The organism is Halomarina ordinaria (assembly GCF_030553305.1).
Lineage (GTDB): Archaea > Halobacteriota > Halobacteria > Halobacteriales > Haloarculaceae > Halomarina > Halomarina ordinaria.
In genome coordinates this window covers 1,653,286-1,677,272 of sequence record NZ_JARRAH010000001.1, presented here as the reverse complement: position 1 = coordinate 1,677,272, position 23,987 = coordinate 1,653,286, and the positions used below count along the sequence as shown (strand labels likewise).

At 68.3% G+C, this 23,987-nt stretch carries 29 protein-coding genes, 1 tRNA gene and 1 pseudogene; 14 read left to right on the top strand and 17 right to left on the bottom strand.

The window, feature by feature from the left end:
- From rpoB to P1Y20_RS09125, 3 genes are read right to left on the bottom strand one after another with little or no spacing between them, the layout of a single operon-like run.
- Window positions 1-1,827, bottom strand: coding sequence for a DNA-directed RNA polymerase subunit B (gene rpoB, locus P1Y20_RS09135; protein WP_304448356.1), 1,827 nt, complete (start codon window positions 1,825-1,827; stop codon window positions 1-3).
- A gap of 1 nt (window position 1,828) precedes the next feature.
- The gene (locus P1Y20_RS09130) at window positions 1,829-3,394 is read right to left on the bottom strand and encodes a DNA-directed RNA polymerase subunit B'' (protein WP_304448355.1); all 1,566 of its coding nucleotides are present in this window, start codon (window positions 3,392-3,394) and stop codon (window positions 1,829-1,831) included.
- The gene (locus P1Y20_RS09125; protein WP_304448354.1) at window positions 3,391-3,621 is read right to left on the bottom strand and encodes a DNA-directed RNA polymerase subunit H; all 231 of its coding nucleotides are present in this window, start codon (window positions 3,619-3,621) and stop codon (window positions 3,391-3,393) included. Before P1Y20_RS09125 ends, P1Y20_RS09130 begins: the two co-directional genes overlap by 4 nt.
- A gap of 257 nt (window positions 3,622-3,878) precedes the next feature.
- Between P1Y20_RS09125 and P1Y20_RS09120 the strand changes: the two genes are divergently transcribed.
- A tRNA-Asp gene (locus tag P1Y20_RS09120) sits at window positions 3,879-3,951 on the top strand.
- A gap of 193 nt (window positions 3,952-4,144) precedes the next feature.
- On the opposite strand, the gene P1Y20_RS09115 is transcribed toward P1Y20_RS09120, so the two are convergent.
- Window positions 4,145-4,330, bottom strand: a complete 186-nt coding sequence (locus tag P1Y20_RS09115) for a hypothetical protein (protein WP_304448353.1) — start codon at window positions 4,328-4,330, stop codon at window positions 4,145-4,147.
- A 54-nt stretch (window positions 4,331-4,384) separates the two neighbouring features.
- A pseudogene (locus P1Y20_RS09110) lies at window positions 4,385-4,576 on the bottom strand (SLC13 family permease); the annotation flags it as partial.
- A 127-nt stretch (window positions 4,577-4,703) separates the two neighbouring features.
- On the opposite strand from P1Y20_RS09110, the gene P1Y20_RS09105 reads away from it, so the two are divergent.
- Both P1Y20_RS09105 and crcB read left to right on the top strand, forming a co-directional pair.
- On the top strand, window positions 4,704-5,114 hold the full coding sequence (locus P1Y20_RS09105; RefSeq protein WP_304448352.1) for a fluoride efflux transporter FluC: 411 nt from the start codon (window positions 4,704-4,706) through the stop codon (window positions 5,112-5,114).
- Window positions 5,114-5,467 carry a fluoride efflux transporter CrcB gene (gene crcB, locus P1Y20_RS09100; protein ID WP_304448351.1) on the top strand — a complete coding sequence of 118 codons (354 nt, stop codon included), beginning with the start codon at window positions 5,114-5,116 and terminating at the stop codon, window positions 5,465-5,467. Before P1Y20_RS09105 ends, crcB begins: the two co-directional genes overlap by 1 nt.
- 7 nt (window positions 5,468-5,474) lie before the next feature.
- On the opposite strand, the gene P1Y20_RS09095 is transcribed toward crcB, so the two are convergent.
- Entirely contained in the window at window positions 5,475-5,915 is a 441-nt protein-coding gene (locus P1Y20_RS09095) for a universal stress protein (RefSeq protein WP_304448350.1), read from the bottom strand.
- A gap of 40 nt (window positions 5,916-5,955) precedes the next feature.
- Window positions 5,956-6,966, bottom strand: coding sequence for an ATP-binding protein (locus P1Y20_RS09090; RefSeq protein WP_304448349.1), 1,011 nt, complete (start codon window positions 6,964-6,966; stop codon window positions 5,956-5,958).
- Between the two features lie 74 nt (window positions 6,967-7,040).
- Between P1Y20_RS09090 and P1Y20_RS09085 the strand changes: the two genes are divergently transcribed.
- Window positions 7,041-7,505, top strand: a complete 465-nt coding sequence (locus P1Y20_RS09085; RefSeq protein ID WP_304448348.1) for a DUF7382 domain-containing protein — start codon at window positions 7,041-7,043, stop codon at window positions 7,503-7,505.
- Between the two features lies 1 nt (window position 7,506).
- On the opposite strand, the gene P1Y20_RS09080 is transcribed toward P1Y20_RS09085, so the two are convergent.
- The 5 genes from P1Y20_RS09080 to P1Y20_RS09060 form a co-directional block, all read right to left on the bottom strand.
- The gene (locus P1Y20_RS09080) at window positions 7,507-8,694 is read right to left on the bottom strand and encodes a pyridoxal-phosphate-dependent aminotransferase family protein (protein ID WP_304448347.1); all 1,188 of its coding nucleotides are present in this window, start codon (window positions 8,692-8,694) and stop codon (window positions 7,507-7,509) included.
- A gap of 51 nt (window positions 8,695-8,745) precedes the next feature.
- Window positions 8,746-9,489 carry a protein-L-isoaspartate O-methyltransferase family protein gene (locus P1Y20_RS09075; RefSeq protein WP_304448346.1) on the bottom strand — a complete coding sequence of 248 codons (744 nt, stop codon included), beginning with the start codon at window positions 9,487-9,489 and terminating at the stop codon, window positions 8,746-8,748.
- 21 nt (window positions 9,490-9,510) lie between these two features.
- The gene (locus P1Y20_RS09070; protein ID WP_304448345.1) at window positions 9,511-10,440 is read right to left on the bottom strand and encodes a methyltransferase; all 930 of its coding nucleotides are present in this window, start codon (window positions 10,438-10,440) and stop codon (window positions 9,511-9,513) included.
- Between the two features lie 46 nt (window positions 10,441-10,486).
- Window positions 10,487-11,137, bottom strand: coding sequence for an HVO_0476 family zinc finger protein (locus P1Y20_RS09065; RefSeq protein WP_304448344.1), 651 nt, complete (start codon window positions 11,135-11,137; stop codon window positions 10,487-10,489).
- An 83-nt stretch (window positions 11,138-11,220) separates the two neighbouring features.
- The gene (locus tag P1Y20_RS09060) at window positions 11,221-12,174 is read right to left on the bottom strand and encodes an aminopeptidase (protein WP_304448343.1); all 954 of its coding nucleotides are present in this window, start codon (window positions 12,172-12,174) and stop codon (window positions 11,221-11,223) included.
- Window positions 12,175-12,318: 144 nt separating this feature from the next.
- Between P1Y20_RS09060 and P1Y20_RS09055 the strand changes: the two genes are divergently transcribed.
- The 6 genes from P1Y20_RS09055 (at window position 12,319) to rpsJ (ending at window position 17,160) form a co-directional block, all read left to right on the top strand.
- Entirely contained in the window at window positions 12,319-13,332 is a 1,014-nt protein-coding gene (locus P1Y20_RS09055) for a type II glyceraldehyde-3-phosphate dehydrogenase (RefSeq protein ID WP_304448342.1), read from the top strand.
- Window positions 13,333-13,422: 90 nt separating this feature from the next.
- The gene (locus P1Y20_RS09050) at window positions 13,423-13,818 is read left to right on the top strand and encodes an Hsp20/alpha crystallin family protein (protein ID WP_304448341.1); all 396 of its coding nucleotides are present in this window, start codon (window positions 13,423-13,425) and stop codon (window positions 13,816-13,818) included.
- Between the two features lie 99 nt (window positions 13,819-13,917).
- Complete coding sequence (locus P1Y20_RS09045; RefSeq protein ID WP_304448340.1) at window positions 13,918-14,445, top strand: amino acid-binding protein; 528 nt, start codon at window positions 13,918-13,920, stop codon at window positions 14,443-14,445.
- The gene (locus P1Y20_RS09040) at window positions 14,442-15,389 is read left to right on the top strand and encodes a homoserine dehydrogenase (protein WP_304448339.1); all 948 of its coding nucleotides are present in this window, start codon (window positions 14,442-14,444) and stop codon (window positions 15,387-15,389) included. The genes P1Y20_RS09045 and P1Y20_RS09040 overlap by 4 nt, the downstream gene beginning before the upstream one ends.
- A gap of 196 nt (window positions 15,390-15,585) precedes the next feature.
- Complete coding sequence (gene tuf, locus P1Y20_RS09035) at window positions 15,586-16,851, top strand: translation elongation factor EF-1 subunit alpha (protein ID WP_304448338.1); 1,266 nt, start codon at window positions 15,586-15,588, stop codon at window positions 16,849-16,851.
- On the top strand, window positions 16,852-17,160 hold the full coding sequence (rpsJ, locus tag P1Y20_RS09030; RefSeq protein WP_304448337.1) for a 30S ribosomal protein S10: 309 nt from the start codon (window positions 16,852-16,854) through the stop codon (window positions 17,158-17,160).
- 308 nt (window positions 17,161-17,468) lie between these two features.
- Here rpsJ and P1Y20_RS09025 read toward each other — a convergent pair whose 3' ends face one another.
- Window positions 17,469-17,936, bottom strand: coding sequence for a hypothetical protein (locus tag P1Y20_RS09025; protein WP_304448336.1), 468 nt, complete (start codon window positions 17,934-17,936; stop codon window positions 17,469-17,471).
- A gap of 162 nt (window positions 17,937-18,098) precedes the next feature.
- Here P1Y20_RS09025 and P1Y20_RS09020 point away from each other — a divergent pair, with 162 nt between their 5' ends.
- Complete coding sequence (locus P1Y20_RS09020) at window positions 18,099-18,395, top strand: hypothetical protein (protein WP_304448335.1); 297 nt, start codon at window positions 18,099-18,101, stop codon at window positions 18,393-18,395.
- Between the two features lie 14 nt (window positions 18,396-18,409).
- Here P1Y20_RS09020 and P1Y20_RS09015 read toward each other — a convergent pair whose 3' ends face one another.
- On the bottom strand, window positions 18,410-19,078 hold the full coding sequence (locus tag P1Y20_RS09015; protein ID WP_304448334.1) for a helix-turn-helix domain-containing protein: 669 nt from the start codon (window positions 19,076-19,078) through the stop codon (window positions 18,410-18,412).
- Between the two features lie 351 nt (window positions 19,079-19,429).
- Here P1Y20_RS09015 and P1Y20_RS09010 point away from each other — a divergent pair, with 351 nt between their 5' ends.
- Window positions 19,430-20,425 carry an orotate phosphoribosyltransferase gene (locus P1Y20_RS09010; RefSeq protein ID WP_304448333.1) on the top strand — a complete coding sequence of 332 codons (996 nt, stop codon included), beginning with the start codon at window positions 19,430-19,432 and terminating at the stop codon, window positions 20,423-20,425.
- Between the two features lie 90 nt (window positions 20,426-20,515).
- The gene (locus P1Y20_RS09005) at window positions 20,516-20,959 is read left to right on the top strand and encodes an ester cyclase (protein ID WP_304448332.1); all 444 of its coding nucleotides are present in this window, start codon (window positions 20,516-20,518) and stop codon (window positions 20,957-20,959) included.
- Window positions 20,960-21,016: 57 nt separating this feature from the next.
- On the opposite strand, the gene P1Y20_RS09000 is transcribed toward P1Y20_RS09005, so the two are convergent.
- Entirely contained in the window at window positions 21,017-22,360 is a 1,344-nt protein-coding gene (locus tag P1Y20_RS09000; RefSeq protein ID WP_304448331.1) for an RNB domain-containing ribonuclease, read from the bottom strand.
- A gap of 46 nt (window positions 22,361-22,406) precedes the next feature.
- On the bottom strand, window positions 22,407-22,706 hold the full coding sequence (locus P1Y20_RS08995) for a DUF7562 family protein (RefSeq protein ID WP_304448330.1): 300 nt from the start codon (window positions 22,704-22,706) through the stop codon (window positions 22,407-22,409).
- A 113-nt stretch (window positions 22,707-22,819) separates the two neighbouring features.
- Between P1Y20_RS08995 and P1Y20_RS08990 the strand changes: the two genes are divergently transcribed.
- Window positions 22,820-23,299 (top strand): RNA-binding protein, encoded by a 480-nt coding sequence (locus P1Y20_RS08990; protein WP_304448329.1) that lies wholly within the window; start codon window positions 22,820-22,822, stop codon window positions 23,297-23,299.
- Between the two features lie 39 nt (window positions 23,300-23,338).
- Here P1Y20_RS08990 and P1Y20_RS08985 read toward each other — a convergent pair whose 3' ends face one another.
- Complete coding sequence (locus P1Y20_RS08985) at window positions 23,339-23,962, bottom strand: hypothetical protein (protein ID WP_304448328.1); 624 nt, start codon at window positions 23,960-23,962, stop codon at window positions 23,339-23,341.
- Between the last annotated feature and the right edge of the window lie 25 nt (window positions 23,963-23,987).

Sequence of the window (23,987 nt, the reverse complement as noted above, 5' to 3'; positions counted from 1 at the left end):
TTAGACCGCGTCCTCCAGTTCGATGCGCGGGGCGATGCCGAGCGCCTTCATCTCGTCGAGGAGGAGTTTGAACGCGTAGCTCATCTCGAGCTCGTGGATGTCCGTCTCCTCGCCACAGTTCGGACAGTAGACCCGCCGTTGCTCGACGTTCTCGACGGCGGTCATCCCGCAGTTGCCACAGACGTCGATGAACTCGCGGTCGGACTCGTCGAGCAGGCGCTCTTTGAGCGCCATCGCCGCGCCGTGACCGATGAGCACGTCGCGTTCCATCTCACCCACGCGCAGGCCGCCCTCGCGGGCGCGCCCCTCCGTCGGCTGGCGGGTGAGCACCTGGACCGGCCCCCGCGAGCGCGCGTGAATCTTGTTCGAGACCATGTGGTAGAGCTTCTGGTAGAAGATGATGCCGACGAAGATCTCGGCCTCGATCTTCTCGCCGGTGACGCCGGAGTACATGACCTCCTTGCCCGAGGACTCGAAGCCGTGGTCCTGCAGGGCGTCGCGCAGTTCCGCCTCGTCCTCGCCCTGGAAGGCGGTCCCGTCGACGCGCCGTCCCTCCAGCGCGCCGACCTTCCCGCCCAGCATCTCCAGGACGTGACCCACCGTCATGCGCGAGGGGAGCGCGTGCGGGTTGACGATGAGGTCCGGGACGACCCCCTCCTGCGTGAAGGGCATGTCCTCCTGGGGGGCGATGTGGCCGATGACGCCCTTCTGGCCGTGCCGGGAGGCGAACTTGTCCCCGAGTTCGGGGATGCGCTCGTCCCTGACCGAGACCTTCGAGAGCTTCGAACCGTCCTCGCCCTCCATGAGCGTCACCGTGTCGACGGTGCCGTTCTCGCCCGAGCGCATCGTCACGCTCGTCTCGCGGCGCTTCTGGGGGGAGAGCCCGCCCATGTCGTCGGGTTCCTCGAGGAACCGCGGCGGGGAGGTCTTCCCGAGGAGGACGTCGTTCTCGTCGACGTCGGTCTCGGGGTTGACGAGGCCGTCCTCGTCGAGGTGGGTGTACGCCTCCTCGCCGCGCGCGCCGCGCACCTCGTCGTCGGGCATCTCGAAGCGGTCCTCCTGGCCGCCGGGGTAGCGTCGCTCCTCGCCCTCGTAGGTCCGGAAGAAGTGCGAGCGCCCGAGCGCGCGGTCGACCGACCCGCCGTTGAGGACGAGCGCGTCCTCGATGTTGAACCCCTCGTAGCTCATCACGGCGACGACGAAGTTCTGCGCCGCCGGGCGGTCGTCGAACCCGATCTGCTCCGTGGTCTGGGTCTTGACCATCGAGAGCTGCGGGTAGTGCAGCAGGTGCTGGCGGGTGTCGGGGCGGATGCGGTAGTTCGCGCTCGGCAGGCCGAGCGACTGCTTGATCATCCCCGACCCCATCGTGATGCGCGGGCTGGCGTTGTGCTCCGGGTACGGAATCATCCCGGCGCCGATACCGAAGATGAGCTGCGGGTCGATCTCGAGGTGGGTGTGGTCGGTCGTGAGGTCGTCCTCGTCGACCGCGACGTAGATGTCCTCCTCCTCCTCGGCGTCGATGAACTCGATGGCGCCCGTCTCCACGAGGTCGTGGAACTCGATCTGCCCCGCCTCGAGCGCCTCGACGTCCTCGTCGGTGAGGAGCGGCTCGCCGTTCTCGACGACGATGAGCGGCCGACGGGCTCGCCCCGCGTCCGCGTTGATGATGACCTCGCCGGTACGCCCCTTGACGGAGACGTTCACCATCGAACTGACGTCGCCGCGACGGCGCGCCTGCCGGATGTCGCTCGCGAGCTTCTCGGGGTCGGGGTGGGTACCGACCAGACTGCCGTTGACGTAGACTTTCGCGTCTCGTGCCTGACTCATGTTAGTCGTCCGCTGGCTGCTGTTCGAACGTCTCGATACCCGGCATCCCCTCGACGCCCATCGTGGCGAGTTCGCGCTTCAGCCCGCGCTCGTCCTCGACGTTCTGGGAGAGCTCCATGGCCTGCGCGAAGTTCTTCACGAGGCCGCAGTTCGGCCCCTCGGGGGTCTCGGAGGGACAGATGCGCCCCCACTGCGTGGCGTGCAGGTCACGCGCCTCGAAGTGCGGCTGGCTCCGCGACAGCGGCGAGCGGAGCCGACGCAGGTGCGACAGGACGCCCATGTAGTCCGTCCGGTCGACCAGCTGGGAGACGCCCGAGCGACCGCCCACCCAGTTGCCCGTCGCGATGGGGTGTTCGAGGCGCTCGGTGAGCACGTCCGAGCGGACGACCGTGCTCACGGTGAGGTTCCGGTTGCGCATGTTCGCGCGCTCGAGCTGGTACTTCACGTCGCGCGCCAGTTTGTTCAGCGCCGTCCGGAACAGGTCGCGCATCAGGTCGCCGCTGACCTTCAGGCGCTTGTTGGCGTAGTGGTCCTTGTCGTCGGAGTCGCGGCGCTTGAGCGCGAGTTCGAAGCACGCCTCGGCCATCCGACAGAGGTAGTACGCCTTGTTCATGCGAATCTTCTCCTCGTCGATGCCCTCCTCGTGGAGGTGCGGCAGGAGGTAGCGGTCGACGACGTAGTTCGCCCGCTTCAGCTGGTAGTTCTTCCCCTGGCCGCTGGCGACGCGCTTGCCGAGCGCCTCGATGGCCTCCGGGGTCGACTGGACCTCCGCGGCCTCCAGGTTCTCCAGCATGAACTTCACGACCTCGGGGTCGTCGCTCACGCGGTGGACGATCTCCTCGTCGGATTCGAGGCCGAGCGCCCGGACGAGCGTGACGAAGTTGATGCTCCCCGACACCGAGGGGAACGACACCTCGAGGATGCCGCTGCGGTTGCGCTCACAGAGCACCAGCGCCCGGTAGCCGCGGCGCTGGCTGAACGTCTTCGCCACCTGAATCTCGTCGCCGTAGCGCGTGTCGTACTCGGCGAGGATCTTGTTCGGCGCGAGGTCCTCGCTCGTCATCAGCACGCGCTCGGAACCGTTGACGATGAAGTAGCCGCCGGGGTCGGCGGGGTCCTCGCCGATCTCGACGAGTTCCTCGTCGGAGAAGCCGGCGATGTTACACTTGTTCGAGCCGACCATGATGGGCATGCGCCCGACCTTCGTCTCGGCCTGGTCGACGACGTGTTCCTCCTCCTCTTTCCCGCCGCGGACGATGCTCATCTCCATGAACACCGGCGCGGAGTAGGTGATGTTCCGGAGGCGGGCCTCCTGCGGGTAGAGCAACTCCTCGCTCCCGTCGGCCTCCCGGACGCGCGGCGTCGTCACCCGGACGTCGCCCAGTTCGACGTAGACGGGTTCCTGGCCCTCCTTGTCGCCGATGTCCGTGTCGATGGTGCCCTTCTCCTCGACGACCTCCTGCATCCCCCGCTCGAGGAAGCCGTTGAACGAGCGAAAGTGGTGTTCGGCGAGGCGGTCGCGCGAGAAGTACTCCCGAGAGATGACGCGTCGGTCTTGCCTGTTCATTCTATCACGAGTCGATATACGATTGCCACGTCTGCGGTTCGCGAGTCGCGTTCGATGCGGACGACGTCCCCCACGTCGGCGTCCTCCCCCCGTAGCGCGGGGTCCCGCCGCTTGATCTTCGGTAAGTCGGTACGGTCGATGTCGTACTCGGCGAGCACTTCGTCGACTTCCTCGTCGTCGACGATGGTGTGCTCCGGCACGAGGTTGTGTTGGCTTGCATCTACCATGGGTGGCTCCTGACGGTCGAGAAGGCTATCACGAGATACTACAGCGCGTTATTCGGCCTGTCCACATAACGCTTACTAAGTCCGAGTCGCAGCGCTCTCGCTACGCCGGAAGAGCGGTCCGACGGGCCGCTTCACGCCGCCGGTTGGTCGGGGCCACTGATGTACCCATCGGTGCGTTCCGCGGTATCATACGCTTTGCGGCGGGTCGTTTGGAAAGGGTTAAATGAACCCGGCGGGAAGCAGGTATTGCGCACTCTGCCCGGGTGGTGTAGTGGCCCATCATACGACCCTGTCACGGTCGTGACGCGGGTTCAAATCCCGCCTCGGGCGCTTCTGTCGAACTCACGTTCCGAGCGAGGCGTCCCGTCGTCGAGCGATTCGTGAGCTTCGCCGACAGCGAGGACTAGATGGCCTGACCAGACTGGACACGGTGAGCGACGTCGTTCCCGAGGCACAGGGAGACGTACCAACGCGTCTGGGTGCGGTTACGGAGTCTGCGTGACGATAACTAGCGCGGATACGGCTACTCTCTCCCCCGATACAACCCGAACCCCACCAGCACGAGCGCGACGACGGCGCTCACCATCGCGACGCCCGATGCCGCCTCCGAGAGCCACGGGAAGTCGTATCCGTACCACTCCAGCACCGCGACCCCCACCAGCGGCGTCACCACCGCTGCGCCCAGCGCGCGCTTCGCCGTCGTCGACATATATCCTATCTCATACGAACAGTAAAAAAGCGTGTCGGCTGCCCACACCCCCGTTCACGTGACCCTACAGCCCCACAGCGGCGCGATACCGAGGGTCGACGTCACCGACAGCAGCAACTGCGGAGGTGCGCCGACGTGGACGTAATCGGTGAAGCGATAGCCGCCCGGTCCGTAGACGAGGAGGTCTGTCTGGGAGCCGATGGGCGTCACGAAGTCGGCGCTCGTGGCGACGGTCACTGTGAGGGCGAGATCGCGAACGAGTCCACGCCGCTGGCCCAGCGCTGTCGCACGGAACGCCTTTACCGTCACGCGGTGTCACACTCGGCGTTCGGGCGACGGAGTCCGCCTCGCTCACGACTCCTCCTCCCTTTCCATGTCCGCACCGCACCCACTCTCGAAACTCGAATCGCTCGCGCTCGTCGCCGTCGGCGGGTTCGTCGGGGCGAACGCCCGCTACCTCGTCGGCGTGTTCGTCCCCGACGCGCCCGGAACGCTCGTCGTGAACGTCCTCGGGAGTATCGCCCTCGGGTTCCTCCTCACCGAGGCGACCCACAGCGGGTACCTCGCGGCCGAGACGCGCGTCGTCCTCGGCTCGGGCTTCCTCTCGTCGTTCACCACCTACAGCACGTTCGCCGTCGAGACGGCGCTGCTCGGGTCACCCGTCTGGATGCTCGCCAACGTCACCCTCTCCTACGCGCTGGGATTCGCCGGGGCCGTCGTCGGCGCGCACGCCGCCCGGGCGCTCGACGCGGGACGAGGGGAGAACCACGGGAGGTCCGTCTGATGGTCGCGCTCGACCCCGCCCAGCTCGTCGGGCTGGGTGGCGTGCTCGGCGCCGTCGCCCGCTACCTCGTCACCGAGGCCGTCGACGTCGAGGGGCTCCCGCTCGGGACCGTGCTCGTGAACGTCCTCGGGAGCTTCGTCCTCGGCGCGCTCACGTTCGCCGGCGCGGGCGACGACCTGCTGCTCGCGCTCGGGACGGGCGCCTGCGGTTCGTTCACGACGTTCTCCTCGTTCTCCGTCCAGACGGTCGAACTGTGGGCCGGCGGTGACCGCCTCCGGGCGTTCGCCAACGCGTTCGGTACGCTCCTCGCCGCGCTGGGCGCGGTGGGGTTCGCGTGGGTCGTCTTCGGCTGAGCCTCGACTACTCCTCCTCCGCTTCCGGACGGACGACGAGCACCGGGACGGGCGACCGGCGGACCACCTTCTCCGCGACGCTCCCGAGGAGGAGGTGGCTCAGGCCGGTCCGGCCGTGGGTGCTCATCACGACGAGGTCGACGTCGTTGTCCCCGGCGTAGTCGACGATGGTCTCGCTCGGGATACCGGGTTCGACGGCGGTGGTGACCGACACTCCCACCTCCTCGGCGCGTTCCTCCACTCGACCGACGGCCCGGTCGCCGACGTCGTCGAGCGCCTCCTCGACGGACAGCCACTGTTCCTCGGGGAGCGTGCTGAGCTCCCGGACGTCGAGGACGTACAGCACGTGGAGCGTCGCGCCCGTCTCCGCGGCGAGGTCGAGCGCCTCGTCGACGGCGGCCTCGGCGTGGTCGCTCCCGTCGGTCGGCACGAGGATGCTGTCGTACATACTCCCTCACTCTCCCCCCACCACCATAGGGATTGGAGGCTCAGCGAGGTGACGAGAGGCGCGGACTCTCGCCGCCGTGGGGCGTCTCGCGCTCACGCACCCGGACGGCGTGGAGGCGCTCGCTCGTGTCGTCGACCACCAGCGCCTCCCCGGGGGCCGTCGGCATCCGCTCGTCGAGCGTCCCACGCACGGCCGCGGGGCGGACGGCGCGCATCGCCTCGCGGTCCGCACGACTCGACAGCCGGTGCATCACGACGAGGTCGGACTGCGAGGCGACGACGGGCGGGAGGGCGCTCGGGCGCTGGGTGGCGACGACGAGGCTGACGCCGGGCTGTCGTCCCCGGGTGAGCAGCCGGCGGAGCGCCGGCGCCGCCACGCCCGCGAAGGGGACGTGCGCCTCGTCGACGAACAGCCACGGGTGGCGGTCGGTCGTCCCCTCGACCCGGTCGCGGTAACACCGACTCGCTACCGCGCGGCAGACGGCGTTCGTCGCCGCGCGGTCGTATCCCGAGCAGTCGAGGACGGTCGCTCGTCCGTCGAACGGCGTCGGCGCGTCGCCGAAGACGTCCCACGAGTCGGCGAGCGCGAGGTGGTTCGCCGCGGCGCGCCGCGTCGCCCCCGCCGCGTCGGCGCCCTCGACGAACGCGCACATCCCCGCCAGCGTGTCGGCGCGTGCGGCCGCCCGCCAGACGAGCGCTCCCGTCGCCGTGGTCGGGTCGAGGCCGAGCAGGTCGCACCACGCTCGCGGCGCGAGCGCGTCGGCCCGGACCCGCGGTCGGACGACCCGTGCGCCGACCGGGTCCGCGTCGAGGGTGGTGAACGCCCCCATCGGGTCGAGCACGACCGGCGCGAGGCCGTCGACCCGCGCCGCCTCCTCGACGAGGACGCCGAGCGTGTAGGACTTCCCCGACCCCCGCTTGCCGACGACGAGCGCGGCGTGCGGGCCGTCAAGGTCCAGCAGTACGCGGCTCCCGTCGCTCCCGTCGCGCGCCCGGTACGCCCCGAGGTGGCCGGTGGGCCCGCCGTCGTACTCCCGTCCGAGGACCGTCATGGGGGCGCTGGTCCCGGGTTCGAATATGAACCTTCGGCCGAGCGTTCAAGTGCGATGGCGGGACCAGCGCCCCCATGCGTTTCGAACTCCCCGACCAGTTCGACCGGTTCCGCGACGACGACCGCGCCATCGAGGGCCTCCCCATCCGCCTCGTCGTCGCGCTGGTCGTCGGCGTCGCCACGCTGAGCATCATGATGAACATGCTGTCGGGGGTGAACGGGCTGGCCGTCACGGAACTCGACACGGAGCCGCGACCGGAGGTCGTCTCGCCGGGGCCGAGCGACGTGGACGTGCGCGTCGTCACCGCCGACGGCGAACCGGTGGCCGACGCGACCGTCGTCGCGCGCGCCGGGAGTGCCAGCCTCGACGGCGTGGAGACGGCGCGGACGGGTACGGACGGTATCGCGACGCTCTCGCTCGCGCCCGAACTGGGACCGAATCAGGCCGACGGGACGGTCACCTTCGACGTGAAACCGCCGGCGGGAAGCGAGTACGTCGACCGCCGGGAGAACACCGCGGTGCTGGTGATACGCGAGTGACTCACTCGCCGAGTTCGCGGTTCGTCGCCGCGACGCCCGCGTCGGTGTCGACGTCGACGCCCTGGACCTCCAGCGCGCGGCCGAGTGCCCCGACCGTCCGGAGGACGTTCGAGGGGCGCGCGGAGTGGCCCATGCAGCCGACGCGGACCACCTCGCCGGCCAGGTCGCCGAGGCCGCCGGCTATCTCGATACCCTCCTCCTCGAGGAGGTGTGTGGTGAGCGCGTCGCCGTCGGCCGCGCCGGGGATGCGCACGGCGTTCAGGCTCGGGAGCCAGTGCTCGTCGGCGGGGAGCAGTTCGAGGCCCATCGCCTCGACGCCCGCCTTCAGCGCGCCGGCCATCCGGCGGTGACGCGCCCACCCCGCCTCGACGCCCTCCTCCGCGACCATGCGGAGCGACTCGCGCAGCGCGTAGAGCGTCGAGGTCATGCCCGTGTGGTGGTACTGCGGGTCGTCGCCCCAGTAGCTCCACAGCCCCTCGAGGTCGAGGTACCAGGAGTTCGGCCGCGTCTCGCGGTTCCGGACCTTCTCCATCGCCCGGTCGGAGAGGGTCAGCGGGCTCGCGCCCGGCGGCGCCGAGAGGCACTTTTGGGACCCCGAGTAGACGAGGTCGAGGTCCCACTCGTCGGTGCGGAACTCGACGCCGCCGAGGGAGGCGACGGTGTCGGCGACGACGTAGGCGTCGTGCGCGTGGGCGATGTCGGTCAACTCGTCGATGTCACCCTGTCGGACGCCGGTGCTGGTCTCGCCGTGGACGAAGCCGAGGACCGTCGGCTGGTGTTCGTCGAACGCCGCCTCGACGTCCGCGGGGTCGAGCGGTTCGCCCCACGGCGCGTCGACGGTGACGACGTCGCCGCCGGCGCGCTCGGCCATCTCGCCCATCCGGCCGCCGAAGTAGCCGTTCGAGGGGACGAGCACCGTCTCGCCCGGTTCGACGAGGTTGACGAAGGCGGCCTCCATCGCGGCCGACCCCGTCCCGGAGACGGCGAGGGTGTACTCGTTGTCCGTCCGGAAGACGTACCGGAGACCCTCCTGGACGTCGTTCATCACCTCGACGAAGGAGGGGTCGAGGTAGCCGACCAGCGGCGTCGCCATCGAGCGCAGGACGCGCGGGTGGACGTCGCTCGGTCCCGGGCCCATGAGCGTGCGGTCCGCCGGGTTCAGTTCGCCGATGTCTGGTGCGTCGGTCACGGTCGGAGGATGGGGGACTGGGGTACATAGCCCCGGCGACTTCGGCAGGTGTCAGTAGCTGTCCCAGTCGATCCAGTCCTGCTCCCAGCCGCGTCGGCCGTGCGTGTTGCGCTGGGCGAACTCGCGGTCCTCGCGGACGGTGCGGTTGCGCTCGACGGTGTCGGCCTGCTCGCCCTCGACGAGCATCGGCGCGAACGCGACGGGACCGAAGCGGTCGGTCACCTCGCCGTCGGCGTCGACGGCGACCAGCGACTGCTCGCTCGCGCCCAGCGGCATGACGAGGCGGCCGTCGTCGGCCAGCTGGTCGACGAGCGCGCGCGGCGGTTCGACGGCCGCCGCCTCCACCAGGACGCGGTCGTAGGGGGCGTACTCGGCCAGACCGTGGATGCCGTCGCGGCGGTCGACGAGGACGCCGCCGTAGCCGGCGCGGTCGAGGTTGTCGCGCGCCTCGTAGACGAGGCGTCGCGAGATGTCGACGCCCTGCACCACGTCCTGCCCGGCGATCTCGGCGACGACGGCCGCCGTGTAGCCGACGCCGACGCCGACGACCAGCGTCGAGTCGCCCGGCTCGGGCGCGAGTGCCTCCAGCAGGCGGGCGGCCGTGCTGGGCGAGAGGACGCGCGTCCCGAGGCGTTCGAGCGTCCGGTCGGCGTACGCGGCGTCCTCCGTCTCGGCGACGAACTCGTGGCGGGGGACGGTGCGCATGGCGAGGCCGACGGCGTCGCTCCTGACGAACCCCTTGGCCTCGTACTGGAGGCTGTCGACCATGTCCTCACGCAGCACCGTCCGGTCCATATCCGCCCTCCGAGACGGAGGTTAATCAACTGCCCGGCCGGCGACGGCGCGCTCGGCGAGGCCGGGGACCTCGCCGACCTCGGCGTCGAACCCCGCGTCCGCCAGCCGGTCGGTCAGGTCCCCCGCCGCGTGCGCACGGCCCTCGGCGCGGGTGGCGTACGCGTCGAGCGCCCGGAGGGTCGCGCCCGGCGTCTCGCCGCGCACCGCGCCGACGAAGACGGCCGCACCGCCCACCGGGAGCGCCGCCCGCGTCGCGGCGAACACCCGTTCGAGGTGTTCCCCGTCGTACCGCGTGAGCAGCCCCTCGGCGAACACGAGGCCCGCGTCGGGGTAGTCGCCCGCGAGGGGGTCGCCCGCGACGAGGGTGACGGCCTCGTGTTCCAGTGCGGGTGCCACCGCGTCGACGACGTCGGGTGCGTCGAGGAGCGTCACGTCGTACCCTCGTCGAGCGAACTCGACGGCGTGGCGCCCGGGGCCGTCCGCGAGCGCGAGGACTCGCTCCGCACGCGGGGCGCGGTGGACCGCGGCGGTCACGGCCGCGCGGACGGCGGCCTCGTCGCGGGCGGCCCGCGAACCCAGCGCGTTGGCCGTCCAGTCCGGCGGGCGCGCGGGAGCCTCACCCGTCCGCATCGTGTCCGGGAGCGCGAGCCACGCCTCCAGCGCGTCGAGTTCGTGCGGGCGCCGTCCGATGGAGCGAATGTCGGTCTTCGCGAGGAAGCCGAGCAGGCGATTCGTCGGCTGGTACTCGCCGCCGACCCGTCGCAGGAAGCCCCGTTCGTCGAGCGCCTCGCAGACGAGGCGAGCGGCGCGCTCCTCGACGCCGGTCTCGCGCGCGACGCCCCCGGCAGTGCCGGTCGACGTCGTCAGCGCGTCGAGGACGCCCGTCCGGCGCGCGGTCAGGAGCAAGAGCAGTTCGCGGTCGGTCCCCTCGCGCCGGTCCTGTGTCGGCATGGCTCGCGTTCGGCGGCGACGGGTAAAAGGCGCTCAGTTCGCGGGTTTACCAGGCGGACCAGGCGTCGCTCGTCTCGTCGTCGCCGTAGACGCGCTTCACGTCCTTGGCGACGGCGCTGTCGCCGTCGTGGTCGAGTTGCCAGAAGTCGTAGCCGCGGGCGTCGTCGCGGATACGGATGGACTTCACGGTGAACTCCTCGTCGCCGAAGGTCTCGCGCTGCCCCACGACGAACTCCTGGTCGCCGGGGAGCAGCAGTTTGAGACTCCGGGTGTCGTCGCGACCCCCCTCCTTCGGGTTGAGCGTGACGGGGACGTGGACGTTGTCGACCGCGCGTGTCCAGAACGTCTCCACCTCCTCGACGCGGGCGAGTTTCGAGCGGCGCTCCTCGCCGACTTCGAGGCTGGTGATGCGGACGGTCATGAGCGCCTCGTCGGTGTCGACGATGAACTCCTCGCCGGCGGCGACCGTCTCCTCGGCGGGCGCCTCGACGCGCGTCTTGAACGACTCCCCGTCCTGGGAGACGATGACGTCGCGCTCGACGGTGCGTTCCTCCTCGAGTTCGGTCTTGTGCGTGTGACCACACTCGGTGCAGCGGACGGTCGGCGTCCCGCCCGGCGAGAGCACCTCGTGGACCGTCTCGACGTCCGGCGAACACGCCGGACACGCGACGGCGACCTGCTGGCCTGGTTGACTCATACCCGCCCTACTCGGTCGGTCGTTAAAGGCCCGTTCCTCCGCGTTCGGCGTGCGAGGGCGACGCGCACCCGCCTCCCGACTCGCTACGGACCCGGGAGGTCTATCTCCTCGCCGTCGGCGTACACCGTCGGCTCGGTGATGATACCGTCGAGGTGGATGGGCACCTCGATGGCTCCCCCGATGCCCGCGTCGTCGCCGAGGGCGACGTGGACCGTCCCCGCGGCCTTCTCGTCGAGCAGGACGCTCCCCATCAGGTCGGTGACGGCGACGTTCGCGCCGATGCCGAGTTCCGCGAGGTTGTAGGCGTCGTCGCCGACGTCCTCGGCGGCCGTCTCGACCTGCGCGCGCACCTCGTCGTCGTCGATGTGCGTGACCCGGCCGTCCGCCACCTCGAACGTCAGCGTCCGACCGTCCAGCAGGCCGTAGGGCATCATCGTCCCGTCGACGACGTACGTCCCGTTCGCGTCCTCGGGGCTGACGAACGTCTCGCCGGCCGGCAGGTTCGAGAACTCGCTCGGCCCGTGGACGATGCCCGTGTCCTGGAGCCAGGCCCGCTCGCCGGGGGCGAACGTGATGTCCGTGCCGGCGGGGGCGGTGACGCGAATCTCTTCCGCGCCCGCGACCTGCTCGTATATCTCGCGGCAGTTGTCGGCGATGGCCTCGTAGTCGGCGTCGAGGCCCGTCGTGAACACCTCCTCGGTGATGCCGGGGAGGGTCGCGGCGCGCGCGCCGGAGGCCGTCGCCTGACTGCGAGCGCGCGTGTGGCTCAGGCTCTTGGTCGTCGGCGCGAGCACGACATCGGCGTTGCGCATCGCCGCCGCCACCGACCGCGGTGGCTCCTCACCGTGCTGGTCGCCCGGCGGGTAGCGGACGATGGCGAGGTCCTCCGTCACGCCGCGGGCGGCGTCGAGCAGCGCCTCCCCGATGCGTTCGCGCTCGTCGTCGGTGACGACGAGGAACGTGTCGTCCGACCCGAGGTTCATGCACTGCGCGATGGCCGTCCGTGCGGCCGCGGCGAGGGCGTCGTCGTCGTCCATGTCGTGGGCTTCGAGGGTGGGGTCGTTAGTCCTTGCCGTCCCGGTGTCAGAAAAAATAGGACTCGAAGACGAGTGAATAACTCGGCCAGCGCGGCGGTACTCACGCAATAATTATCCCCGTCGATGCGGGACGGGCGAGTAGGAATGATCAAAGTCGGCATCAACGGCTACGGCACCATCGGGAAGCGCGTCGCGGACGCGGTCGCCCTCCAGCCCGACATGGAGGTCGTCGGCGTGGCGAAGACGCGGCCGAACTTCGAGGCGGAGACGGCCGTCGAGAAGGGCTATCCGCTGTACGCCGCCATCGAGGAGCGCCTGCCGCGGTTCGAGGAGGCCGGCATCGAGGTCGCCGGCGGGGTCGAGGAACTCGTCGAGGCGGCCGACGTGGTCGTCGACGCCTGCCCCTCGGGTATCGGCGCGGAGAACAAGGCGATGTACGAGGCGTACGACACCCCCGCGCTCTACCAGGGCGGCGAGAGCGCGGACCTGGTGGACGTGAGCTTCAACGCCCGCGCCAACTACAGCGAGGCGGCGGACGCCGACCACGTCCGCGTCGTCTCCTGTAACACGACCGGGCTCTCGCGCCTGCTCGCGCCCCTCCAGGAGACCTACGGCGTGAAGAAGGCGCGCGTGACGCTCGTCCGCCGCGGCGGCGACCCCGGCCAGACCGGTCGCGGCCCGATAAACGACATCCTCCCGAACCCGGTCACGCTCCCCTCCCACCACGGCCCCGACGTCAACACCATCTTCCCGGACCTCAACATCGACACGCTCGGGATGAAGGTGCCCGCGACGCTCATGCACACTCACAGCGTCAACGTCCAGCTGGAGGAGGTGCCAACCGCCGAGGCGGTCCGCGACCTGCTCGCCGGGGAGTCGCGGCTGTTCCTCGTCCCCGAACGCTTCGACATCGACGGGGCGGGCAAACTGAAGGAGTACGCGATGGACCGTGGGCGTCCGCGCGGCGACATCTGGGAGAACTGCGTCTGGGAGGAGTCCGTCTCGGTGGAGGACGACGACCTCTACCTCTTCCAGGCCATCCACCAGGAGTCCGACGTCGTCCCCGAGAACGTCGACGCGGTCCGGGCCGTCCTCGGCGCGGCCGACGCCGACGAGAGCATCGAGCGCACGAACGACGCCCTCGGCGTCGGCCTCTGAGCGGACGGAGACGTCCCGTCCGGGTCCGACCGACGGCGCGCGACCCCGGTGGACAGAAGGCTTTTGCGACGAGGGGCCGTGGGTACCAACATGGGACCTCGTGACAGGGACGACAGGGACCCCTTCGACGACATCTTTCGTGAACTCAGTCGGATGATGAACGACGTGATGGGCGACGACGTGGGCATGCGCGTCCAGGGCAACGACTCCGGCTTCGGCGACGACGTCCACATCACCACCCAGCAGGACGACGAGCACGTCTACGTGATCGCCGACCTCCCGGGCGTCGAGAAGGACGCCATCGACATCAAGTGCGACGGGCGGACGCTCACCGTCGCCGCGGCCACCGACTACCGCGAGTACGAGGAGCGCCTCCGGCTCCCGGTGCGCGTCGACGAGCACTCCGCGACGGCCACGTTCAAGAACGGCATCCTCGAAGTCGCCTTCGAGCGCGCCGACTCCTCCGCCGACATCGACCTCCACTGACGGACACCGGCAACGCTTCGCGGAAGCGTGAGGCTTCTTAACCTTCCGTCGCTTGCAGACGCCAATGAGCCGCGCGGACCCCCTGCGGCGGTGGAAGCGATGAGCGACGACGTGGTTCGGTCGTACACGGTGCGCCTCGAACTCGTCGACGAGCCGGGCGAACTGCTGAACGCCCTGGCTCCGATAGCGGACGGCGGCGGCAACCTGCTCTCGATATTCCACGAGCGCGGCAACCTCACCCCCCGGGGGCACATCCCGGTCGAGGTCGACCTGGAGGCGACCCCCGAGCGCTTCGAGCGGATAGTAGCGTCGCTCCGCGACGCCGGCGTGAACGTCATCCAGGCGGGCGCGGAACGCTACGGCGAGGAACTCACGGTCCTGCTCGTCGGCGACCTCGTCGAGACGGACCTCTCGGACACCCTCTCGCGGATGGAGAAGTGTACGAACGCCTCCGTCGCCGACGTCACCCTCACGGCGGCCAACGGGACCGGTGACCGGTCGAGCGCCCGCCTCAGGCTGGCGACCGAGACCGGCGAGGCCGACAGCGTCCTCCTGACGGTGCGCGAGTTGGCCGCGGAGAAGGGGTTGACGGTCATCGAGCCGCTCACCCCCGGAGGTGCGCAATGAGGCTCGCCGTCGTCGGTGCGGGCGCGGTCGGCCGCGCCGTCGCCGACCTGGCCGGCGAGTACGGCCACGACGTCGTCGCGCTCGCGGACTCCTCCTCGGCGGCGGTGGGGGAGGGCGTCGACGTCGAGGCGGCGCTGGCGACGAAGGACGACACCGGTCGCGTCGGCGAACACGACCCCGAGGCGGCCCTGGAGGCCGACTACGACGTGCTCGTGGAGGCGACGCCGACGACGCTCGGGTCGGCGGAACCGGGCTTCGGACACGTCGTGAGCGCGCTGGAACGCGACCGTCACGTCGTCCTCGCCAACAAGGGACCGGTGGCCGAGCGCTACGACGACGTGCGCGCCGCCGAACGCGAGAGCGCGGGGAGCGTGCGCTTCGAGGCGACGGTCGGCGGGGCCATCCCGGTGCTGTCGACCATCGCCGACGCCGGTCCCGGCCAGGTGACGGCGGCACGGGGCGTGCTCAACGGGACGGCGAACTTCATACTCACCAGGATGGCCGCCGAAGGCCTGGACTACGAACACGTCCTCGCGGAGGCACAGGACCTCGGCGTCGCGGAGGCCGACCCCTCCTTCGACGTGGAGGGGACCGACGCCGCGCTGAAGTGCGTCATCCTCGCGAACGTCCTCGGCGACGGCGGGTACACCCTCGACGACGCGGACGTGACGGGCATCACCGACGTCCCGGGTGAAGCGCTCGAACTCGCCGCCGAGGACGGCCGCACCATCCGCCTCATCGGCGAGGTCGTCGGCGACAGGGTGCGCGTCGGCCCGCGCCTCATCCCCGAACACGGGACGCTCGCCGTCTCCGGGACGCGCAACATCGTCCAGCTGGAGACGAACCACGCCGGCCGACTGAACGTCAGCGGGCGCGGCGCGGGCGGCCCCGAGACGGCGACGGCCGTGTTCTCGGACGTGGGGCGACTCCCGCCGCTGGAGTGAGTCCTGGCGGGGTCGCCCGCCAGGCGTGTCCTACGCTACCCTCGCGCGCCCGGCGAGTCGCCCGCCAGACGACGAATCGTGGTAGCGCGTGCCAAACCGCTATACGGCGGCGGGGTGGTCGGTATAGCTTTTCGAAATCGTTTTATCCGATTCAGTCGAAAGCTTTCCCCACAGCGCCTTTGCGCGTGAGCTATCAATGAGCGACAAACCGCACCAGAATTTGGCCGTAATCGGCCACGTCGACCACGGGAAGAGTACGATGGTCGGGCGCCTCCTCTTCGAGACCGGGAGCGTCCCCGAGCACGTCATCGAGCAGTACCGAGAGGAAGCAGAAGAGAAGGGCAAGGGCGGCTTCGAGTTCGCCTACGTGATGGACAACCTCGCCGAGGAGCGCGAGCGCGGGGTCACCATCGACATCGCCCACCAGGAGTTCGACACCGACGAGTACTACTTCACCATCGTCGACTGTCCGGGCCACCGTGACTTCGTGAAGAACATGATCACGGGGGCGAGCCAGGCCGACAACGCCGTCCTCGTCGTCGCCGCCGACGACGGTGTCGCGCCCCAGACCCAGGAGCACGTCTTCCTGGCGCGGACGCTCGGCATCGGCGAACTCATCGTCGCCGTCAACAAGATGGACCTCGTCGACTACAGCGAGGACGAGTACCGCTCCGTCGTCGACGACGTGAAGCAACTGCTCAAGCAGGTCCGCTTCGACACGGACAACGCGAGCTTCGTCCCGACGTCCGCCTTCGAGGGCGACAACGTCTCCGAAGCCAGCGACAACACGCCGTGGTACGACGGCCCGACGCTCCTCGAGGCCCTCAACAACCTCCCGGAGCCCCAGGAACCCACGGACGCGCCGCTGCGCCTGCCCATCCAGGACGTCTACACCATCTCGGGCATCGGTACCGTCCCCGTCGGCCGCGTCGAGACGGGCATCCTCGAGACGGGCATGAACGTCTCGTTCCAGCCCTCGGACGTGAGCGGCGAGGTCAAGACCGTCGAGATGCACCACGAGGAGGTCCCGCAGGCCGGCCCCGGCGACAACGTCGGGTTCAACGTCCGCGGTATCGGCAAGGACGACATCCGCCGCGGTGACGTCTGTGGTCCCGCCGAGGACCCGCCGAGCGTCGCCGAGACGTTCCAGGCCCAGGTCGTCGTGATGCAGCACCCGTCGGTCATCACCGCGGGCTACACGCCGGTCTTCCACGCCCACACGGCGCAGGTCGCGTGTACCATCGAGTCCATCGACAAGAAACTCGACCCGGCCAGCGGCGAGGTCGCCGAGGAGAACCCGGACTTCATCCAGGCCGGCGACGCCGCGGTCGTCACGGTCCGTCCGCAGAAGCCCCTCAGCATCGAGCCGTCCTCGGAGATCCCCGAGCTCGGGAGCTTCGCCGTGCGCGACATGGGCCAGACCATCGCGGCCGGCAAGGTCCTCAGCGTCAACGAGCGATAAATGCAGCAGGCACGCGTCCGGCTCGCGGGAACCAGCCCGTCGGACCTCGACAACATCTGTGGCGACGTCCGCGAGATCGCGAACAAGACCGGCGTCAACCTGTCGGGGCCAGTCCCGCTGCCCACGAAGACGCTCGAGGTGCCCACGCGCAAGTCGCCCGACGGTGAGGGTACCGCGACGTGGGAGCACTGGGAGATGCGCGTCCACAAGCGTCTCATCGACATCGACGCCGATGAACGGGCGCTGCGCCAGCTGATGCGCATTCAGGTGCCGAACGACGTCAGCATCGAGATCGTCCTCGAGGACTGACGCCGACTCTTCCCGTTTCTCTCGCGTCGGCGAGCGACGGTGTCCGTCGCTCCTTCGACGGCGAACGCGGACGGGATGACAGCTCCTCGCACTCGGCTCGCCAAAACAGAAGCTACAAGTACGAATCGGTGGCAATTCGTGTGTACGGGCTCGTAGATCAGTGGCAGATCGCTTCTCCCGGCGAGTCCACTCGGAGTGTTTGCGTTCGGTAATCGATTGGCGCGGCTACTATAGAAAAATACGCTGCGGGTCCTCTGACCGTAATATATCAAATTTAACACTATCTCGACACATCAGGTGGCGGCTCGCTACTCCAGTTCAGTAGCTCGCTGTGTCGCTTTCTCCCTCACTTGGTCGATAACTGGATGCATCTCGTGTTCTATCATCCATAGGTCATCCCCAGAACCCATGACGGTAAGTGCCGCACTCAGGTCAGCGGCTAACTGCTCCAATCCGTCCACGACGTCCCCATTGACGTCAAGCGATTTCCCGCGGGCGGCGTGGTTTCGGAGTTCTTCTATTCGGGGTATGAATCGGTCTGCAGGCTGAGTTTCTTGGTCGACCTCGCTCTGATTCATGACATCGTACCAGTCATGCTCCGTTAACTCCGCGAGCGTATTCGCCTGTGTATACCAGTCGTGGCGCGTTCGTTGTATTTGATAATTGTACTGCGTCTTCGCCTGCTTCTTCGCCACCTTCGATGAAACGAAATACGAAATAAGTCCGCCGGCGACAGCCCCTGTCAGCGCCCCGAAGACCGACGCCTCTATCGACATACCTCACGTCTCGACTGGTTGAAGGTAAATACTGTGACGGTACAGGTTCGTTCAGTCGCGGCTGTCGTACGGTCCATCTTGCTCGTGAAGTAAACGCAGAACGTGGGGCCCGCGTTTCCTCTGAACAGCTATATTCGCACGACGTGTAGGACGGCCACCACGATGGTCGACGCCGCCCTCCTCTGGATTGGCGCGAATGCCGCGCTCAGCGTCGTCTCTGTAGGCGCGTTTATCTTCCACTACGTGTGGACGCACGAACCGGACTACTTCGCAGTCGCCTTCGCGGCCGTGTGGGCCGCAGGTGTCGTCGAACTCGGGATGGCCAGCGGGTATGTGCCCGAACCCACGCTGTTTCACGTCCCCGTCGTCGTCTGTCTCGGTGTCGCACTCGTCGCTGGAGGGCTGAGCGTCCGGCAGTCGGAAATCGGGTTTCGACTCGGAAACCGCGATACGCGGTAGACTCGCGGCACGCCTCACTCGGCTCCCTCGTCGTCCGGGGTGTAGATGGTGTTGTGGACGAGGATGTCGATGGCGCGTCGGAGGCGTTCGGACGCCGCCTGATGTGATATCTCCAACTCGTCGGCGAGCGCGTCGAGGTCGACGTCCCGCGGCACCTTGTAGTACCCCTCTGCGACGGCTCGAACGAGCGTTCGGCGCTGCTTCTCGGTGAGGCCGAAGTCGGTCGACGGCTCGTCGAGTTCGGTCTGTTCGTACTTCTGCAGGAGCGTGAACCCGAGGTCGTAGTCGGCACACACCTCGTGGAAGCGCGACGCGGCCTCCTGACTCGGGAACGCCACCTGGAACTCCCACCCCTCGCTGGTTCCGACCATCCGCTGGATGACGCCACCCACCTCGACGATGGTCGGGTAGACGCTTCGCTCCCGTCCGTCGCCCATCTGCTCTGCCCGGTAGAGACGCCGGTCGTTGAACGTCGCGAGGCACTCGACGGCCGTCACTGTCGGGTCGTCGGCCATCGCGGCCTCGAAGACGTCGTAGTCGTCCGCTTCGACCCAGAAGGTCCCCACCCGATTCCCGTAATCCACCGTGTCCAGCTGTTCGAAGATGATGCGCGCCGACGGCACTTCTCGAAGGGCCGAGAGCAGTGTCGGCTGCTGTATGGACGACGTGACGATTATTCTCATGATGTCCCCCCTCGTGTCGCCCCGAGATGTGCGATTGGAACGTACGACCGCGTCGGAGCACGCACTCCCCGGCTGGATTCACGGTCCGCACACCGACTGAATTGGCGGTATTCCGACACTATCGACGCTCGTCGACGATTCGCACACCCACCCGAGAGTCCGTCGAGAACGCCTCGATTACACGCCGAGTCTGGAAATTAGGTGATAATAGTTGTAAAAAACGTACGACCGTCGGATATGTTGTCGGTAGGTTCATACTGTGGGTTGGGGAAATTGGAAAAGAATTAATACTCGCATCAGAGTAGTCCTATACACTCACGCCGTTCCCGTTATCATGACACTGATGCGATAATGAATTACCGAAGTCTCTCTGATCTGAACGCCGCTGCCCGCGAGCTGGCGACGGAGCTCCCGGACAGTATCGACCTCATCGTGGGGATTCCGCGGAGCGGTCTGCTCGCGGCGAACCTCCTCTGTCTCTACCGCAACCAGCCGATGACGGACGTCGACGGCCTCTGCGACGGTCGCATCATGCGCTCCGGTTATCGCTACGACGGTCATCGCGAGTTCGAGCACGTCGACCACGTCCTCGTCGTCGACGACTCCGTCGATACGGGTCGCCAGATGCAGGAGACGAAATCCCGTCTCGACGAACACGATTTCCCCTTCGAGGTCAGCTACGCCGCGCTCTACGTCTCGACGCACGGCCACCGCCACGTCGACTACTGGTCGGAGGTCGTGAGCAAGCCCCGCTTCTTCGAGTGGAACCTGCTCCACCACCCGATGCTGAAGAACTCCTGTGTCGACATCGACGGCGTGCTCTGCCGGGACCCGACACCCGAGGAGAACGACGACGGGAAGAACTACCGCGAATTCATCCGCACCGTCGACCCCGAAATCGTCCCGACCGAACGGGTCGGGTGGCTCGTCACCTGTCGCCTCGAACGCTACCGCGAGGACACCGAGCGCTGGCTGGACGAACACGGCGTCGAGTACGACGAACTCGTCATGATGGACCTGCCGAGCAAGGCGGCCCGCGAGGAGCGCGAGGACCACGCGGCGTTCAAAGCGGAGGTGTACGAGCGAACGGGCGCCACCCTCTTCGTCGAGAGTTCGCCCGGGCAGGCGACCGAGATCGCCGAGCGGACCGGCAAACCGGTGTTCTGTTACGAGGCGAACCAGCTGGTCTCGCCGGGGACGGTCGCACGGGTCCAGACCAAGGGCAACGAGTACCTCTCGCGGTTCGCGAGCGACCCGGTCGCGTTCTCGATGCGCGCCGGACAGCACGTCCTCTCGAAGGGCACCGACGTGATGAGTCTCCTCTCGCACCGCTACCGCGACGACTGACGACGACTGACGACGACGGCGACTGGTCCGGTTACGGGGCGACGCAACTGGTATTCTCACACATCGCCTACCGTCGCTTCGGTGGGTGACATGGCGACACGACAATCGCGAGAGCGACGCAACGAGGTCCTCGTCCGCCGGTTCGTCGAGGAAATCGTCACCGAACAGCACTACGACCGCATCCCCGAGTTCTTCGCGGACGACTACGTCAGACACGACCCGCAGGTCCCCGGCGAGGCGCGCGGCCCCGAGCGGTTCGAGGAGGCACTCCGGACCTTCCACAGGGGCTTTCCCGACGAGACGATAGTCATCGACGACCTGTTCGGCCGCGGTGACCGGGTCTGTCTCCGCTACACGGCGCGCGCGACGCACACCGGCGAGTTCGCCGGCCTCGAACCGACCGGTCGACCCGTCGAGCTGACGGCCATCGCCGTCCACCGCGTCGAGGACGGGAGGGTGGCGGAGACGTGGGTCGAGTACGACTCGCTCGGCCTGTTCCGGCAACTCGGCGCGGGTCCATCGACCGGCGAGTGAGCCGTCGCTCGTCGACGTTCCGGACGCGAGACGGGCGCGGGTCGTCCCGTCTTCGGCTCACTCCACCTCGCCGGCGGCCGACTCCACGTCAGCGTCGTCGGTTCCGTCCCCTTCCTCCTCCTCGTCCTCGACGACGCGAAGCCCGCGGTTGTTCACCGCGTAGGCGTCGAGGCCCACCTCCGAGAGGAACTGCTTGTACTCGCGTTCGCAGCGCTCGGCGTCTTTCTGCTTGTCGCTGGCGCGGTCACAGAGCGCGACGAGGTCCTCGGGGACGTCCTCCTCGTGGACGATCCAGTGGTTGATGAGGTCCGAGAGCCGCCGGATTGGGCTGGTGAAGTGGCCGTATATCTCGAAGTTGAGCGCGTGGTGGCCGCCGAAGGGGTCGTTCATGTACTTCGCCCGCGGCATGACGCGCATCACGGCGCGCTGTATCTTGCGCAGTTGGCGGCCGGGCGCCTGTTCCAGCGTGGCGTTGACCGCCTTCCGGGGGTCGTCCCACGAGTCGCTCGGGATGGAGACGCCGTCGAGTTCCTGTATCTCCTTCAGCGCGCGGTCCCACTCCTGGGGGGTCGGCTGGGGGTGGACGCGGTACATCGCCTCGACGCCGCGCTGGAACATCAGGACGTGCGTGACCGCCTTGTTCGCCTTCAGCATGCACTCCTCGATGATGGTGTGTGCGCGGTCCCGCGAGGGGTTGAGGACGAGCGAGCCGTCCTCCTTGCGCTGTTCGTGCATCCGGTCGGCGAGTTCGAAGACGAGCGAACACTCCTCGTGGAGCGGGGCGTCGGGGTCGTCGAGGCGGTTCTCCGCCTGCGTGTAGGTGAGGCGCTCGTCGCTCCGGATGACGGACTTGTAGATGTCGATGGTCTCGTAGGAGAGCGTCTCGGCGTCGAGGACCATCTCGACGGTGTGCGCGAGGCGGTCCTCCTCGGGGACGAGCGAGCACACCGTCTCCGAGAGCGCCGGCGGGAGCATGTGGACGGTGTAGGCGGGGAGGTAGACGGTGTTGCCACGCTCGACGGCCTCCGCCCACATCTCGCTGCCGGGGTGGACGTAGTGGGTGACGTCGGCGATGTGGACCCAGAGGCGATAGACGTCGTCCTCGCGCTCGATGGAGAGCGCGTCGTCGAAGTCCTGGGCGTCGATGGGGTCGGTCGTCCACGCCGTCAGGTCGCGCAGGTCGCGCCGCTCCTCGACCTCGTCCTGTATCTCCTCGACGACGCCCTCGGTGCGGCGCTCGGCCTCCTCCATGACGGCCTGCGGGAACGCGTCGCGTATCTCGAACTTCTCGAAGAGTTCCTCGCGCTTGTTCTGGAGGTGACGGGCGAGTTCCTCGTCGATTTCGACTGGACCCTGGCCCTCGGCCGTGCCGGCCGCGGCCTGGTCCGCCTGGTCGCTCATAGGCGCGCTAAGAGAAGGGGCCAGTTAGTCGTATCGGGGGCGGTGGCTATCGCCCGCGCTCCTCGAGCGAGCCGTAGCGGTCCTCGACCAGTTCGTTGTACCGCCGGAGGAACTCGCGCTGGCCCCGCGGCCGGTCGCGCTCGATGTCCAGCAACAGCCCTTCGAGTTCGTCCCGCGGCTGGTGGCATAGCTCGCGGTGGCAGGTCTTACAGAGGTACTCGAAGTCCTTGCCGCGGCGCGACCATCGGTCGCCCTCCTTGTCGTACTCCCGCGCCGCCGAACGCTCGACGGTGCGTCCGCACGCCAGACAGTCGACGCCGTCTCCGCCGTTCCGCGTGCCCCACATTACCACCACCTACGCTCCCCGACACTTATCCCTTTTCGCAGTCGGGTGAGACGATTCGATCGTCGGACAGACGAGGCGGGCGCTTTATCGTACCGGCGAGCACACACGACGGTATGCAGGTCAAGTCCCGACACCACCTCCGGAGCGACGAGATCGCGCGCATCACGGAGACGCTCGAGGAGCAACTCGGCGTCTCGCTCGACGGTGAGGCCTTCGAACGCGTGGAGTTCGTCGACGACGACACCGACCTCGTCCTCGTCGACGGCGACCCCGTCGTGGTCTACTTCGACGACGACCCGTTCCTGACCGTCCGCGGCGCGAACGCCTACCCGCCCGAGCGTAACCTCGTCACGGTCGACTCGGGGGCCGTCTCGTTCGTCAGCGACGGCGCGGACGTGATGCGCCCCGGCATCACCGAGGCCGACGACTCCATCGCGGCCGGCGACCTCGTCGCCATCGCCGAGGAGACCCACGGGAAGGTCCTCGCGGTCGGTCGCGCGACCGAGGACGGCGCCGACCTCACCGGCGACTCCGGGAAGGTCATCGAGTCGCTCCACCACGTCGGCGACGAACTCTACAACACCACGTTCTAGAAGAGTCGAGGACCGGTCGCACCCGAGGGCCGTCTCGCGCTACGCCGCGCAGGTCGCGTTCGCGGTGACGTTCTCGCCGCCGACGGCGACGGTGGCGTTCCGGACCGTCTCGTTCGACGCACAGCCGACGCGACCGAAGCGAACCGGTGTCGCCCCCTCGTAGTACCGTTCGCCGTAGACGACGTAGACGACGCTGTACTCCTCGACCGGCGGCCGGAGCGTCGCGTTCAGCGACTGTTCCGGGTCGAGGCTGTAGGCCTTCCACTCCAGCGAGGACGCCGGCGTCACCAGCGAGACGTTCCCCCGGACGCTCGCGTTCGCGTCGGCCGGGAGCGACCGCGAGACGACGGTCCCGTTGCGGTAGGTGACGTTGACCGTCTCGACGGCCGGCGTCGCCGCGTACACCTCCACCTCGTAGCTCGCGTTGTCGCGGTTCACGAGCGAGACGGCACCCACGGCGTCGCTATCGCCGTCACCGTCGTCACTGTCGTTCGTCCCGGGGGTCTCTCCGTCGGTCCCGTTCGACGTCGCGTTGTCGGTCGGCACGTCTGCCGGCGTCGTGTTCTCGGCCGAGTCCTCTCTCCCGCCGTCGGTGACGACGCTACAACCGGCCAGGAGGACGAGGGCGGCGAGCGCGCAGGCGGACAGCGCACGGCGTCGCATTCGCTCGTACTGTCTCTCGTATCAA